The 15,370-nt window shown below is 44.1% G+C and carries 13 protein-coding genes; 12 read left to right on the top strand and 1 reads right to left on the bottom strand.

The genetic code is table 11. From position 1 onward, the window contains the following. Window positions 1-52: 52 nt before the first annotated feature. Window positions 53-634 (top strand): sporulation-specific transcriptional regulator GerR, encoded by a 582-nt coding sequence (gerR, locus tag QA442_RS14345; protein ID WP_095431258.1) that lies wholly within the window; start codon window positions 53-55, stop codon window positions 632-634. 56 nt (window positions 635-690) lie between these two features. Here gerR and QA442_RS14340 read toward each other — a convergent pair whose 3' ends face one another. Further along, window positions 691-1,173 (bottom strand): N-acetyltransferase, encoded by a 483-nt coding sequence (locus tag QA442_RS14340; RefSeq protein ID WP_014663877.1) that lies wholly within the window; start codon window positions 1,171-1,173, stop codon window positions 691-693. 159 nt (window positions 1,174-1,332) lie between these two features. Between QA442_RS14340 and QA442_RS14335 the strand changes: the two genes are divergently transcribed. The 11 genes from QA442_RS14335 (at window position 1,333) to spoVE (ending at window position 15,338) form a co-directional block, all read left to right on the top strand. After that, entirely contained in the window at window positions 1,333-2,226 is an 894-nt protein-coding gene (locus QA442_RS14335; protein WP_095431259.1) for a 2-dehydropantoate 2-reductase, read from the top strand. Between the two features lie 70 nt (window positions 2,227-2,296). Further along, the gene (gene bshC / locus QA442_RS14330) at window positions 2,297-3,916 is read left to right on the top strand and encodes a bacillithiol biosynthesis cysteine-adding enzyme BshC (protein ID WP_095431260.1); all 1,620 of its coding nucleotides are present in this window, start codon (window positions 2,297-2,299) and stop codon (window positions 3,914-3,916) included. 125 nt (window positions 3,917-4,041) lie between these two features. Beyond that, on the top strand, window positions 4,042-4,473 hold the full coding sequence (mraZ, locus tag QA442_RS14325) for a division/cell wall cluster transcriptional repressor MraZ (RefSeq protein ID WP_003221402.1): 432 nt from the start codon (window positions 4,042-4,044) through the stop codon (window positions 4,471-4,473). 69 nt (window positions 4,474-4,542) lie between these two features. Beyond that, entirely contained in the window at window positions 4,543-5,478 is a 936-nt protein-coding gene (gene rsmH, locus QA442_RS14320) for a 16S rRNA (cytosine(1402)-N(4))-methyltransferase RsmH (RefSeq protein ID WP_014663880.1), read from the top strand. Between the two features lie 39 nt (window positions 5,479-5,517). Next, window positions 5,518-5,871 (top strand): cell division protein FtsL, encoded by a 354-nt coding sequence (ftsL, locus tag QA442_RS14315; protein WP_040083221.1) that lies wholly within the window; start codon window positions 5,518-5,520, stop codon window positions 5,869-5,871. A gap of 5 nt (window positions 5,872-5,876) precedes the next feature. After that, window positions 5,877-8,018 (top strand): penicillin-binding protein 2B, encoded by a 2,142-nt coding sequence (pbpB, locus tag QA442_RS14310; RefSeq protein ID WP_446002679.1) that lies wholly within the window; start codon window positions 5,877-5,879, stop codon window positions 8,016-8,018. A 116-nt stretch (window positions 8,019-8,134) separates the two neighbouring features. Next, window positions 8,135-10,075 (top strand): stage V sporulation protein D, encoded by a 1,941-nt coding sequence (locus QA442_RS14305; RefSeq protein WP_095431262.1) that lies wholly within the window; start codon window positions 8,135-8,137, stop codon window positions 10,073-10,075. Between the two features lie 175 nt (window positions 10,076-10,250). Next, the gene (locus QA442_RS14300; RefSeq protein WP_069838802.1) at window positions 10,251-11,735 is read left to right on the top strand and encodes a UDP-N-acetylmuramoyl-L-alanyl-D-glutamate--2,6-diaminopimelate ligase; all 1,485 of its coding nucleotides are present in this window, start codon (window positions 10,251-10,253) and stop codon (window positions 11,733-11,735) included. A gap of 111 nt (window positions 11,736-11,846) precedes the next feature. Beyond that, entirely contained in the window at window positions 11,847-12,821 is a 975-nt protein-coding gene (gene mraY, locus QA442_RS14295; RefSeq protein ID WP_003238695.1) for a phospho-N-acetylmuramoyl-pentapeptide-transferase, read from the top strand. After that, window positions 12,822-14,177 carry a UDP-N-acetylmuramoyl-L-alanine--D-glutamate ligase gene (gene murD, locus QA442_RS14290; RefSeq protein ID WP_040083218.1) on the top strand — a complete coding sequence of 452 codons (1,356 nt, stop codon included), beginning with the start codon at window positions 12,822-12,824 and terminating at the stop codon, window positions 14,175-14,177. It abuts the gene before it with no gap. Window positions 14,178-14,237: 60 nt separating this feature from the next. Continuing rightward, window positions 14,238-15,338: a stage V sporulation protein E gene (gene spoVE, locus QA442_RS14285; protein ID WP_014663887.1), complete on the top strand. Its 1,101-nt coding sequence runs from the start codon at window positions 14,238-14,240 to the stop codon at window positions 15,336-15,338. Window positions 15,339-15,370: the final 32 nt, after the last annotated feature.

Genomic DNA, 15,370 nt, shown 5'->3' with positions numbered 1-15,370 from the left:
TATTACCGGCATATGTATGAGATAAATAAGCTGACATGGAGGGAGATTGAATTTGACCATTACAAGACAAGATGCTTGGACTCAGGATGAGGATTTGCTGCTGGCAGAAGTGGTGCTTCGTCATATTCGAGAGGGAGGAACACAGCTTTCCGCCTTTGAGGAGGTAGGAAGGGCGCTGACCAGAACTGCGGCAGCCTGCGGTTTCAGGTGGAACTCGTATGTAAGAAAACAATACCAGTCAGGTATAGAGCTTGCGAAAAAGCAGAGGAAAGAACTGAGAAAGCAAATCGGCGTTCATTCGGTCAATATGCCGAATTCCGTGAAGCAGACTGCCTCGACATCGTCAGAAGGAAAACGAGACTTGTCCATTCAGGATGTCATTCAATTTCTCGAACAATTTAAAGAAGCACCTTCTGCACAAGAATTTCAGCTCGAAAGGGAAAAATTGAAGGAGCAAATCCAATCCCTGCAAAAAGAGCTTGAGGATTTGCGGAATGAAAATCAAACATTGCGGAATCAGCTAGAGATGACAGAAGAGGATTACAAGGCACTGATCGACATTATGGATCGGGCCAGAAAAATGGTTGTATCCAAGGAAGACGGAAGAATGAAAAAAGCGGCTCAAGAAACGTAAAGAAACGCTTGAAATGAACCGGCCCTATAGGAAGAATAGGCCGGTTGTTTTTATGTCTATGCGGACTCCCCCGGTGTCATTTCGCGATCCATATCAGGATGCCAGATGAGCGGATTTTCCCCTTTGTCCCGCGCCATATCATACTTAACAGTTTTAAAGTTCATTTTGTTCCAAAATTCTGCTGATTTCATTCGCGGATTTGTCCGGATTGGCATTTTGAATGATTTTGCAAATTCAACCAAGGCTCTCCCATATCCCCTGTTCTGGTAGCCTGGAAGAACCTCAAGCTTCCACAGCTCCAAATAATCCTGGCGATTGTCAAAATAGGAATTCGATTTGCCGTTAACTTGATACAGACTCATTCGTGCTACAAGTTTGTCGCCGAAATAAATCCCGTAAAAAGGCGAAGTGCTGTCATTTTCAATAATATTATCCTGAAGATCTTCAAGCATTGAAAGCTCCTGAATGCCGTATTCTTTAAATTTCTTGAATTCTTCCAGCGTTTTATAGTTGATAAGCAGACGTTCTACCTTTGTCAAACCAATCTCCCCCTTTGTTGTTTCTATATATATTGTAAACGCTTTATTTAAAAAATCCAAATATTTAAACTTTAATTTTAAGCACATGGGATCTTTGAGAAGTAATTTCTTCATACTTCTGCTATGATAATACGTAAAAGCTAAATTGGGTGTGACATCATGAAAATTGGAATTATCGGCGGAGGCTCCGTCGGTCTTTTATGCGCCTATTATTTGTCACTTGATCACGACGTGACTGTTGTGACGAGGCGGCAGGAACAGGCTGCGGCCATTCAGTCTGAAGGAATCCGGCTTTATAAAGGCGGGGAGGAATTCAGCGCTGATTGCAATGCAGACACGCGTATCAATTCGGATTTCGATTTGCTTGTCGTGACAGTGAAGCAGCATCAGCTTCAGTCTGTTTTTCCGTCGCTTGAACGGATCGGAAAAACGAATATATTATTTTTGCAAAACGGCATGGGGCATATCCACAACCTAAAAGACTGGCATGTTGGCCACTCCATTTATGTTGGAATCGTTGAGCACGGAGCTGTAAGAAAATCGGATACAGCTGTTGATCATACAGGTCTAGGTGCGATAAAATGGAGCGCGTTCGATGCTGAACCAGATCGGCTGAACATCTTGTTTCAGCATAACCACTCGGATTTTCCGATTTGTTATGAGACAGATTGGTACCGTCTGCTAACGGGCAAGCTGATTGTAAATGCGTGTATTAATCCTTTAACTGCGTTATTGCAGGTGAAAAATGGAGACCTGCTGACAACGCCAGCTTATCTGGCTTTTATGAAGCTGGTATTTCAGGAGGCGTGCCGCATTTTAAGGCTTGAAAACGAAGAAGAGGCTTGGGAGCGGGTTCAGGCCGTTTGCAGACTAACGAAAGAAAATCGCTCTTCAATGCTGGTTGATGTCATTGAAGGCCGGCAAACGGAAGCTGACGCCATCATCGGATACTTATTGAAGGAAGCAAGTCTTCACGGAATTGATGCCGTCCATCTAGCGTTTTTATACGGCAGCATCAAAGCATTGGAGCGAAATACAAACAAAGTCTTTTGAGCTTTTTCGGTAACATGCTATACTCATTTCGGATACCTAACTATTTATTGGAGAAAGGAAGTTCTAGAAGATGCAGCTAACTGAACTTTCCATCAAAAATCAGAATGTGTTTGTACAGCACTATATAGATGGCAAAGAAGAAATGTCTTCTTTTTTTGATTACAGCATTCATCATAAGGATATGTGGCGCGAAAGACTGCAAGACTTATCCTCCCGGTTTTTCGCAAGAGAGGAATTGGCGGCGTACTTATCCTCGTACCATAATAAATTCGGTTCAAGTGCGATGCAGTCCGCTATTGAGAAGCTGAAGGACCCTTCAAGTGCCGCTGTAGTCGGCGGACAGCAGGCAGGACTTTTAACAGGGCCGCTTTACACCATACATAAAATCATTTCAATCATTGTTTTAGCAAAGCAACAAGAAAAGGAACTGCAAGTGCCTGTCATACCGATCTTCTGGGTGGCCGGAGAAGACCACGATTTGGATGAGATTAATTTTGTTCATATTTCTGAAGAGAATGGTCCTGTGAAAAAAAAGCTGTCTCAGTCATATTGGAAGAAGTCATCAGCAGCGAGCACAACGCTTGACCAGGAAAAGTGTTCCGCGTGGATAGATGATGTGTTTGCCGCTTTTGAAGAAACAGACCACACGAATTCACTTCTTGACAATGTGAAACGATGTTTACGAGAATCTGTTACGTTTACTGACTTCTTTGAGCTGCTGATCGCGGATCTGTTCCAAGAGGAGGGCTTAGTTTTATTAAATTCTGGAGATCCTGGGATTAAAAAGCTGGAAACGGCCATGTTCCAAAAGATTCTTCGAGAAAATGATGAACTCGCCCGCGTTGTATCAGATCAGCAGGCCTTCATGCGCCAAGCAGGCTACAAACCGATTATCGAGTCCGGAAAAGAGCAGGCGAATCTGTTTTATGAATATGAAGAAGAGCGTTTTTTAATTGAAAAAGATAACGGCCGATTTGTTGTCAAAGAGCTTGATCTAGGATGGACGATGGATGAACTTCATACGCATATGGAAGAACATCCGGAGCGCTTCAGCAACAATGTTGTAACGAGACCGTTAATGCAGGAATTTCTCATTCCGACTTTAGCATTTATTGCAGGCCCTGGAGAAATCAACTATTGGGGTGAGCTCAAACAGGCTTTTGCGGTGATGGGCTTCAAAATGCCTCCTGTCATGCCAAGACTGAACATTACGATACTTGAGCGGCATATTGAGAAAAAACTGGCTGAACGGAATATCTCGTTACAAGATGCGATTGAGCGCGGAACGGAGAATCAAAGAGAGGCATACTTCGAGCGCCAGATTCCGGAAGAGTTTACGGCGGTGATGGATCAAGCGAGAAGCCAAATTGAAGCGATTCACAAAACGGTCCGGCAGGAGGCGTTAAAGGTTGATCAAAGCATGGAACCCTTACTTCTGAAAAATGCCGCTTTTATTCAGGATCAGCTTCAATTCTTAGAGCGCACGGTGACGAAGCGAATTGAAGAAAAAGAAGGCTACGTTTTGAAGGATTATGAGAGAATTCAAAATAGCATTAAGCCGCTTCTTGCACCGCAAGAACGGATTTGGAATATCATGTATTATTTGAACAGGTACGGTCCAAAATTCTTCATGACATTCAAGAATCTGCCATTTTCTTTTCAAAATCAACATCAAGTTGTCAAACTTTGAAATAAAGTTTTAAAGAACCCTGAATAGTTCAGGGTTTTTTTTTATGGGTAAACAGTGTAAAATGAAGTTGTGGAGCGAAGTGGTGAATAGTGGTGAGTTAAGGAGAGAAAGTGGGGCAAGAGATCATGTTTATGGGTGAATATCAGCATACCATCGATGCGAAAGGCCGCATGATCGTACCCGCTAAATTTAGAGAAGGCCTAGGTGAGCAATTTGTGCTGACTAGAGGGCTTGACCAATGTCTCTTCGGCTACCCTATGCACGAATGGAAACAAATTGAAGAAAAACTGAAAGCTCTTCCTCTCACAAAGAAAGATGCCCGCGCGTTTACCCGTTTCTTCTTTTCAGGGGCGACCGAATGCGAACTGGACAAGCAAGGCAGGGTAAATATTGCATCATCTCTATTGAATTACGCCAAACTGGAAAAAGAATGTGTTGTTATCGGGGTTTCTAATCGAATTGAATTGTGGAGTAAAGTAATTTGGGAACAATACACAGAAGAGCAAGAAGATTCATTTGCTGAAATTGCTGAAAACATGATTGGGTTTGATATATAATGATTCTTCGTGTATAACACTCTAAAAACAATTTCAATTCATCCTGATAAAAGGTGGGACCAACACAAAATGTTTCAACACAAGACAGTACTTCTTCGTGAAACCGTAGACGGACTCAATATTAAACCGGACGGTACATATGTAGACTGCACACTCGGCGGAGCTGGGCACAGTACATACTTATTGCAGCAGTTATCCGAGAAGGGGCGTTTAATCGCTTTTGACCAAGATGATATGGCATTACAGCATGCGAAAGAAGCGTTGTCCGATTATAAAGGGCAGCTTATTCTGATTAAAAGCAATTTCAGGTATTTAAAAGAATGTTTGAATGAACAAGGTATAACAGAAGTAGACGGTATTTTATTTGATTTAGGGGTGTCCTCTCCGCAGCTGGATACACCGGAGCGCGGATTCAGTTACCATCATGACGCACCGTTGGACATGAGGATGGACCAGTCGGCTACGCTTACGGCGAAAGAAGTCGTTAATGAGTGGCGCTATGAGGATCTCGTCCGTATTTTCTTTAAATACGGAGAAGAGAAGTTCAGTAAACAGATCGCCAGAAAAATTGAGGAGGCAAGAATGAAGTCTCCTATTCAAACTACGGGCCAACTGGTCGATCTAATAAAAGACGCGATTCCCGCTCCAGCGAGAAGGAGCGGGGGACATCCCGCTAAACGCGTGTTTCAGGCAATCAGAATTGCCGTAAACGATGAACTTAGGGTGTTTGAAGAAGCTTTGGAGCAGGCAATTGAGGTTCTGAAGCCAGGGGGCAGGGTATCAGTCATTACCTTCCACTCGCTAGAAGACAGAATTTGCAAAACCACTTTTAAAGAAAAGTCGTCGCTTCCGGAACTTCCTCCGGGTCTTCCTGTTATACCGGAAGAGTTTGAGCCGGAGCTGAAGCTCATCACACGAAAACCGATTACGGCATCTCAAGAAGAGCTTGAAGAGAACAACAGGGCCCGTTCTGCCAAGCTTCGGATTGCTGAAAAAAGAAAATAACGAAACGCGAATGCAAAATTAAAAGGAGGTCATCAGCCTATGAGCAATTTAGCTTACCAACCAGAGAAACAGCAGCGGCATGCGATCAATCCTGAGAAAAAAGTGATTGTCAAAAAAAGGGCTTCCATCACTCTCGGAGAAAAAGTGCTTCTTGTCCTCTTTGCTGCGGCGGTGCTCAGCGTATCGCTTTTGATCGTATCGAAGGCATATGCGGCATACCAAACCAATATTGAGGTGCAAAAGCTTGAGGAGCAAATTTCATCCGAAAATAAGCAAATTGGTGACCTCGAAAAAAGCGTTGCTGATTTAAGCAAACCGCAGCGTATTATGGACATTGCGAAAAAGAACGGCTTGAATTTAAAAGATAAAAAAGTGAAAAACATACAGGAATGATTCAAATGCCAAAAAAGAATAAATTTATGAATAGAGGAGCAGCGATTCTAAGTATTTGTTTCGCTCTCTTTTTCTTTGTCATCCTAGGGAGAATGGCATATATTCAAATAACCGGAAAAGCGGACGGCGAAGTGCTTGCTACAAAAGCGACAGAGCAGCATGAAAAGAAACGGACCATCGAGGCAAGCCGCGGCTCGATTTTAGATCGAAACGGAAAAGTGATTGCTGAGGACACGGCGACGTATAAGCTGATTGCGATTCTCGATAAAAAAATGACCACTGATGTCAAGCATCCTCAGCATGTCGTAGACAAAGAAAAAACGGCGGAAGCATTGTCTAAAGTGATAAACTTGGACAAGGCCGACATCCTTGATATCTTAAATAAAGATGCAAAACAAGTCGAGTTTGGCTCAGCGGGCCGGGATATTACGTATTCACAAAAGCAAAAAATTGAAAAAATGAAACTCCCGGGCATTTCATTTTTACGGGATACAAAACGGTACTATCCAAATGGTATTTTCGCATCTAATCTAATCGGCTATGCCGAGGTTGATCAGGACACAAATGAAATTTCCGGCGCGATGGGATTAGAGAAAGTGCTGGATAAGTATTTGAAGGAGCGGGACGGATATGTGACATATGAAAGCGACAAATCCGGCTGGGAGCTCCCGAACAGCAAAAACAAAATTACCGCGCCAAAAAATGGTGACAATGTATATTTAACCATTGACCAGAAAATTCAAACCTTTTTGGAAGACAGCATGTCGAAAGTAGCGCAAAAGTATAACCCGAAAAAAATTATGGCCGCAGTCGTCGATCCGAAAACCGGCAAAGTCCTTGCCATGGGACAGCGGCCAAGCTTTGATCCGAACAAGCGCGATGTGACAAACTACTATAATGATTTGATTTCATATGCGTATGAACCTGGATCAACGATGAAGATATTTACACTTGCTGCTGCGATGCAGGAAAACGTGTTTAATGCGAACGAAAAATATAAATCAGGTACATTTGAAGTTGGCGGGGAACCTGTCAGGGACCATAATAGAGGTATAGGCTGGGGGCCGACAACCTATCATGACGGCGTCCTTAGATCGTCAAATGTTGCATTTGCGAAACTGGCGAAAGAAAAGCTGGGATATGACCGCCTCAATCAATATTTGCACAAGTTCAATTTTTACCAGAAAACAGGTATTGATTTGCCAGGAGAAGTCTCCAGCAAAATCAACTTTAAATATGAATTTGATAAGGCGTCAACTGCATACGGCCAAGCGTCTGCGGTCACACCAATTCAGCAGATTCAGGCCGCAACGGCAATTGCGAATGACGGTAAAATGATGAAGCCTTATGTGATTGACCATATCGTTGATCCCGATAAAGATAAAACTATTTATCAAAATAAGCCGGAATCAGCCGGAACCCCAATTTCTGCAAGCACAGCGAAAAAGGTGCGGGATATCTTGGGAGAAGTCGTTACATCGAAAATCGGAACAGGGCAAGCCTATAAAATCGAAGGTTTTGATGTTGCCGGGAAAACAGGTACTGCGCAAATAGCCGGTAAAGGCGGATATTTAGACGGAACAGATGACTATATCTTTTCGTTTATGGGTATGGCACCAAAAGATGATCCTGAGCTTTTGATTTATGTTGCTGTTCAGCAGCCGCAGTTAAAAGCAGGACAAAGCAGTTCAGATCCAGTATCAGAAATCTTCAACCCAACAATGAAAAACAGCCTGCATTACCTAAACATAGAGCCAACTGAAAAATCTGACTCAGATAAGGAAGAAACAAAAGCGCAGACAATGCCTGATTTAACAGATCAAACGGTTACTGCTGCTCAAAAGAAAGCAAAAGAAGAGAATCTCACACCGATTGTCATCGGCAGTGATGTCGCTGTAAAAGAACAGTATCCGGCAGCTGGTGAGGAAGTTCTCACCAATCAGAAGGTTTTCCTGAAAACGGGCGGCAAAATCAAAATGCCTGATATGACAGGGTGGTCGAGAAGAGAGGTTCTTCAGTACGGCGAGCTCGCGGGAATTCATATTGAAGTAAACGGCCAAGGCTACGCTGTCAGCCAAAGCGTCAAGAAAGACAAAGAAATAAAAGATAAAACCGTAATCAAGGTTCAGTTTAAAAATCCTGATTAAAAAGAAAGCTTGCGTTATGCAGGCTTTCTTTTTTTATGCCTTCAGAGGAGCCTCGTTCTACCTGTCCAATTTCAGGCATAAAATGAAACAAGCCTAAATAAGGAGTGAACGGTCTCTTGCGCGTCTCGAATGTAACGGTTAGAAAACGTTTATTATTTGTTTTGCTTTTTGGCGTGATCGTGTTTCTGATCATTGATACAAGGCTGGGGTATGTTCAGTTTGTGATGGGCGAAAAGCTGACTTCGCTGGCGAAAGATTCCTGGAGCCGTAACTTGCCGTTTGAGCCGGAGAGAGGCGAGATTCTGGACCGGAACGGCGTGAAACTCGCAACAAACAAAAGTGCGCCGACCGTATTCGTCGTGCCGCGCCAAGTACAGAATCCGATGAAAACGAGCAAGCAGCTTGCGGCGGTGCTCAACATGTCAGAAGAAAAAGTATATAAACATGTGACAAAAAAAGCGTCAATCGAAAAGATCACTCCTGAGGGGAGAAAAATCTCAAATGAGAAGGCGAAGGAAATCAAAGCGCTTGATTTAAAAGGTGTGTATGTTGCGGAGGACAGTATCCGTCATTACCCGTTCGGCAGCTTTTTATCACATGTGCTTGGATTTGCAGGAATTGACAACCAAGGGCTCCTTGGACTGGAAGCCTATTACGACGATGATCTAAAAGGGGAAAAAGGTTCTGTGAAGTTTTATACAGATGCCAAGGGAAAGAAGATGCCTGATGAAGCGGACGACTATACGCCGCCTAAGGATGGGCTTGATATGAAGCTGACAGTTGATTCAAAGGTTCAGACGATACTGGAAAGAGAGCTTGATAACGCTGAGGCCAAATATCATCCGGACGGCATGATTGCCGTAGCCATGAATCCGAAAAACGGAGAAATCTTGGGGATGTCTAGCAGGCCTGACTTTGACCCTGCTGATTACCAATCAGTCGATCCGTCCGTCTACAATCGAAATCTGCCAGTATGGAGCACGTATGAACCGGGATCTACCTTTAAAATCATTACGCTTGCAGCAGCCCTTGAAGAGCAAAAAGTTAATTTAAAACGGGATCAATTTTATGATAAGGGGCATGCGGAAGTGGACGGAGCGAGACTGCGGTGCTGGAAAAGAGGCGGGCACGGCCTGCAGACGTATTTAGAAGTTGTGCAGAACTCCTGCAACCCGGGGTTTGTTGAATTGGGCGAGCGCTTAGGAAAAGAAAAGCTTTTCAAATATATCAAAGACTTTGGTTTTGGACAAAAAACGGGGATTGATCTTCAAGGCGAGGGAACAGGCATCTTGTTCCCCCTTGACAGAGTGGGTCCGGTGGAGCAAGCAACAACGGCTTTCGGACAGGGAGTATCTGTCACGCCGATTCAGCAGGTTGCAGCCGTATCTGCCGCTGTAAACGGAGGGACGCTCTACACACCTTATATTGCAAAGGAATGGATCGATCCTGTTACGAAGAAAACGGTCAAAAAACAATCACCAATCGCAAAGAAACAAGTCATTTCTGAAGAAACATCCAAACAAATCCGCTATGCTCTAGAAAGCGTTGTCGCAGAAGGCACCGGCCGCAATGCATTTGTGGAAGGATATCGTGTCGGAGGAAAAACGGGAACAGCACAAAAGGTTAAAGATGGAAAATACCTCGAAAACAACCATATTGTATCATTTATCGGTTTCGCGCCCGCCGATGATCCGAGTCTGGTTGTCTACGTTGCGGTGGATAACCCGAAAGGCACGATTCAGTTTGGCGGAACGGTTGCAGCGCCTATTGTCGGGAGTATTATGAGAGACAGCCTGCCGGAACTTGGTGTGAAGCCCCGGAAAAATCAAATCGAGAAAAAATACCAATGGAACGACACAAAAACAATAGAAGTTCCGAATGTTGTAGGGATGTCTGTCTCAGATCTTGAGTCACTATTGGTGAATCTCAATGTAGATGCTTCCGGGAAAGGAAGCAAAATCGTTAAACAATCGCCAGCTGCCGGAACGAAAGTAAAAGAGGGTTCGAAGATACGCGTGTATTTGACTGAAGAAGATGAAAAGGAGGCAGCCGATTGATTCGGGCTGCCTATTCTTTTATTGCAGAAAAAATGCTGATATCTTTCAAGATTAGCTGGATGTATCCTTTTATTTACGCTAAAATATGAACTGTATGCTTAAAATCATTACCACATCCTTTGATGTGACTTCAATGATAAAAAGAACGAATTAGAATGTTGAGAGGTTTGATACGATGAAACTTACAAAGCTGCTTACATACTTAACAACCGAACCTTCTGTAAACGACTCACAAGACCCTGAAATAACTTCAATTGAGATGGACTCCAGAGAAGTAAAGAAAGGGAGTCTTTTTGTATGTGTGAAAGGGTATACGGTGGATGGCCACGATTTTGCGCAAAAAGCAGTAGAAAACGGCGCAGCGGCTATTGTGGCAGAACGAGAGGTCGATGTGGATGTTCCTGTTATTATTGTCCGGCAGTCACTTCGCGCGCTCAGCGTTTTGTCTGATGCGTTTTACGGACAGCCGACGAAGAAGCTTCAGCTGATTGGGATAACGGGGACAAACGGCAAAACATCAACGACCCATATGGTCGATGAGATCTTGAAAAAAGCGGGAAAACGCACAGGCTTGATCGGTACAATGTACATGAAAATCGGAGACGAAACACTTCCAGTGAAAAACACGACTCCGGAAAGCGTCACGCTGCAGAAAACGTTTAAGAAAATGAATGACAAGCACGTCGACACTGCTATCATGGAGGTTTCTTCCCACGCCTTGTCTTTAGGACGCGTCCATGGCTGTGATTATGATATTGCCGTGTTTACGAATTTAACACAGGACCATCTGGACTATCATAAAACGATGGATGAGTACCGGCATGCAAAAAGCCTGCTCTTTTCCCAACTTGGCGGGGCTTTCAACCATGAACATCCAAAGCGTGCCGTACTGAATGCTGACGATGAGGCGAGCGCTTATTTTGAAAAGGTAACAGCAGCGCATATCTCTACATACGGAATTAAAAACAATGCTGACGTGATGGCGAAGAACATCAATATCACTGCACAGGGCACAAGCTTTGATCTCGTGACAAACAAAGGCACGAAGCACATCACGATGTCTCTCGTCGGACAATTTAATGTGTATAACGTGCTGGCCGCTGTTGCGACATGTATTGCAGCAGGCATACCATTTGAAATCATCACTGAGGCTGTTGAAGAATTGCGTGGTGTAAGAGGACGTTTTGAATTGGTCAATCAGCAGCAGGAGTTTCCAGTCATTGTAGACTACGCGCACACACCGGACAGCCTTGAAAATGTGCTGCAGACCTGCAGAGACATGACAGAAGGAAAGCTATTTGTCGTTGTCGGCTGCGGTGGAGACAGAGATAAGACGAAACGCCCGAAAATGGCTAAAATTGCTGTGGAGCTGGCTGACGAGCCAATTTTTACTTCAGATAACCCGAGAAGCGAAGACCCTCGCGCGATTTTAAGAGATATGGAAGCCGGAGTAGAGAACGCATACTATCACAGTATTGCAAACCGCGAACAGGCGATCTTTTTCGCGATTGCCAATGCCAAAAAAGGCGACGTTGTCCTCATTGCAGGAAAAGGACATGAAACCTATCAGCAGATCGGAAATGAAACCTTCGATTTTGATGATGCTGAAGTAGCGGCGAGAGCCATTGTTGAACTCAATAAGAATAAGACGAATTCATAGGAAAGAGATGTTATTGAATAATGGAGCTTGAAAAGATTTTTCATATGGGAAAAAATCATGAATATGATAACTACGTATGTCGTTTGAAAGAAACAGGAGGAGAAAAGGACAATGCTTGAGCAAGTCATTCTGTTTACAATTTTAATGGGTTTTTTAATTAGTGTTCTGCTCTCTCCGATTCTTATTCCGTTTTTAAGAAGATTAAAATTCGGCCAAAGTATTAGAGAAGAAGGACCGAAATCACATCAGAAAAAATCAGGGACACCGACAATGGGCGGGGTCATGATTATACTTTCTATCATAGTGACAACTATTGTGATGACACAGAAGTTTTCAGAAATAAGCCCCGAAATGGTGCTGCTTCTGTTTGTTACGCTCGGCTATGGATTGCTTGGCTTTTTAGATGATTACATCAAGGTTGTCATGAAGCGCAACCTTGGATTGACATCAAAGCAAAAGCTGATCGGCCAAATTATTATTGCAGTTGTATTTTATGCGGTGTACCATTACTACAATTTTGCGACAGATATTCGCGTTCCTGGAACTGACTTATCATTTGATCTAGGCTGGGCTTACTTTATTCTGGTGCTCTTTATGCTTGTCGGCGGATCAAATGCAGTTAACCTGACTGACGGCCTTGACGGCTTATTATCCGGTACTGCGGCGATTGCCTTTGGCGCCTTTGCCATTCTGGCATGGAATCAGTCTCAATATGACGTAGCGATTTTCTCAGTGGCCGTTGTCGGCGCAGTTCTGGGCTTCCTTGTATTTAATGCTCATCCGGCCAAAGTGTTTATGGGAGATACGGGATCGCTTGCATTGGGAGGAGCCATCGTTACCATTGCCATTTTAACGAAATTAGAGATCCTGCTGGTTATCATCGGCGGTGTATTCGTTATTGAGACATTATCTGTTATTCTGCAGGTCATCAGCTTTAAAACGACAGGTAAACGAATTTTCAAAATGAGTCCGCTTCATCACCATTACGAGCTTGTCGGCTGGTCTGAATGGAGAGTAGTCGTGACGTTTTGGGCTGCGGGACTGTTGCTTGCCGTTTTAGGAATTTACATCGAGGTGTGGTTATAAGTGGAAAATGATCAATTTTTACAGAATCAGCATTTTTTAATCCTTGGGCTTGCGAAAAGCGGGTATGCGGCGGCCTCCATTCTTCATGAAAAAGGCAGTTATGTTGCAGTCAATGACCAAAAGCCTTTTGAAGAAAACGAACCGGCACAAAAGCTCTCTGAAAAAGGAATCGAAGTGGTTTGCGGAGAGCATCCAGTTTCTCTGTTCGATCAGCATCAAATCACGATTCTGATCAAAAACCCGGGAATTCCTTATGAAAACATTATGGTTCAGGAAGCGGAGAAAAGAGGCATTCCGGTTTGGACGGAAATTGAGCTCGCTTACTACCTGACAAACGCCAAGTTTATCGGAATTACCGGATCGAACGGTAAAACAACCACGACAACGCTGATTTACGAAATGCTCAAAGCTGACTCGCAAAAAGCACTGATTGCCGGAAACATCGGCACAGTCGCAAGTGAGGTTGCCTATCATGCTGATGGGGACGAATGGATCGTTACTGAACTGTCTTCGTTCCAGCTGATGGGAACACACGCTTTCAGACCGGAAATCAGCCTGATTTTAAATGTATTTGACGCCCATTTGGATTATCACCATACACGGGAAAACTATGAAAAAGCGAAACAGAAAGTGTATCTTCATCAGACTGCCTCAGATAAAGCCATTGTCAACCAAGATGATGACACGGTTGTGCGTCTTGCTGAAGCTGGAAAAGCTGAAATGATCCCATTTTCAGCCAGCAAAACGCTTGAACAGGGTGCTTACGTAAAAGACAGTATGATTATGTTTAACGGCGAAGCCATTCTTCCTCTGGAAGAGGTTGTCCTGCCCGGCGCTCATAACCTGGAGAACATTTTAGCAGCGATTGCAGTTGTGAAAACGGCAGGTGCGTCCAATGAGGCGGTTAAAAAAGTGCTGACAAGCTTTACTGGCGTGAAGCACCGCCTCCAATATGTGACGACAGTGAATGGCCGCAAATTTTATAACGACAGTAAAGCAACAAACATTTTGGCGACAAGCAAGGCGCTTTCAGCTTTCGATAAGCCGGTCATTTTGCTTGCGGGCGGACTGGATCGAGGAAATGGTTTTGATGACTTGAAACCTTATATGAAACATGTCAAAGCAGTGCTTACTTTTGGCCAGACGGCGCCAAAACTTGAGAAACTCGGCAATGAGCTGGGAATACAACATGTCAAACGTGTCGATAATGTTGAACAAGCAGTATCTGCGGCGTTTGCGATCTCAAATGAAGGAGATGTCATCCTGCTGTCACCCGCGTGTGCGAGCTGGGACCAATTCAAAACATTTGAAGAACGCGGTGACATGTTTATAGATGCCGTGCATATGCTTAAGTAAGGGCTTGTCTTGAAGTAAATCGGCAGCCCTAATGACTTTAAGCTTGGGGTGTCGATTGCTTTGACTACTAAAAAAACATCGCCTGATTTGTTATTGGTCATCATTACGTTATTATTATTAACAATCGGATTAATTATGGTGTACAGTGCGAGTGCGGTATGGGCGGATTATAAATTTGACGACTCATTCTTTTTCGCGAAACGGCAGCTTTTGTTTGCGGGAATCGGCGTCATAGCTATGTTTTTTATCATGAATGTCGATTATTGGACTTGGAGGACATGGTCCAAATTGCTGATGGTTATCTGCTTTTTCCTTCTGGTGCTTGTTTTGATACCGGGCGTCGGAATGGTGCGGAACGGTTCAAGAAGCTGGATCGGAGTTGGAGCATTCAGCATACAGCCTTCAGAGTTTATGAAGCTTGCGATGATTGCATTCCTTGCTAAATTTCTCTCTGAAAAACAAAAAAACATCACATCGTTCAGACGGGGGTTCATCCCTGCACTTGGCATCGTGTTTTCAGCATTTTTGATTATTATGTGCCAGCCTGACCTCGGAACGGGGACAGTAATGGTCGGAACTTGTATTGTCATGATTTTTGTAGCCGGCGCGCGGATCGCCCATTTCGTCTTTCTCGGGCTGATCGGCCTCAGCGGATTTGTCGGGCTCGTCCTATCGGCTCCATATCGGATTAAGCGGATTACCTCATACTTAAATCCATGGGAAGATCCGCTCGGAAGCGGATTTCAGATCATTCAATCGCTTTATGCAGTGGGGCCTGGCGGATTGTTCGGAATGGGACTCGGACAAAGCAGACAGAAGTTCTTTTATCTGCCTGAGCCGCAAACAGACTTTATTTTCGCCATCTTGTCAGAGGAGCTGGGCTTTATCGGGGGAACACTTATTTTGCTCCTCTTCAGCGTCCTGCTTTGGAGAGGAATCAGAATTGCGCTTGGTGCGCCTGATCTGTACGGAAGCTTTGTCGCAGTCGGTATTATTTCAATGATTGCTATTCAAGTCATGATCAATATCGGCGTAGTCACGGGCCTGATTCCGGTAACGGGCATCACGCTCCCGTTTCTGAGCTACGGAGGCTCTTCATTGACTCTGATGCTGATGGCAGTCGGGGTGCTGCTGAATGTAAGCCGCTACTCGAGGTATTAACGAATGTTTTGCCTAGCGCCCTGTCTAACAGG

The sequence above is a fragment of the Bacillus stercoris genome (assembly GCF_029772985.1).
In the GTDB taxonomy this organism is placed as follows: Bacteria; Bacillota; Bacilli; order Bacillales; family Bacillaceae; genus Bacillus; species Bacillus stercoris.
Note: the sequence above shows the minus strand (reverse complement) of the source record. Positions and strands in the feature narration are given on the sequence as shown.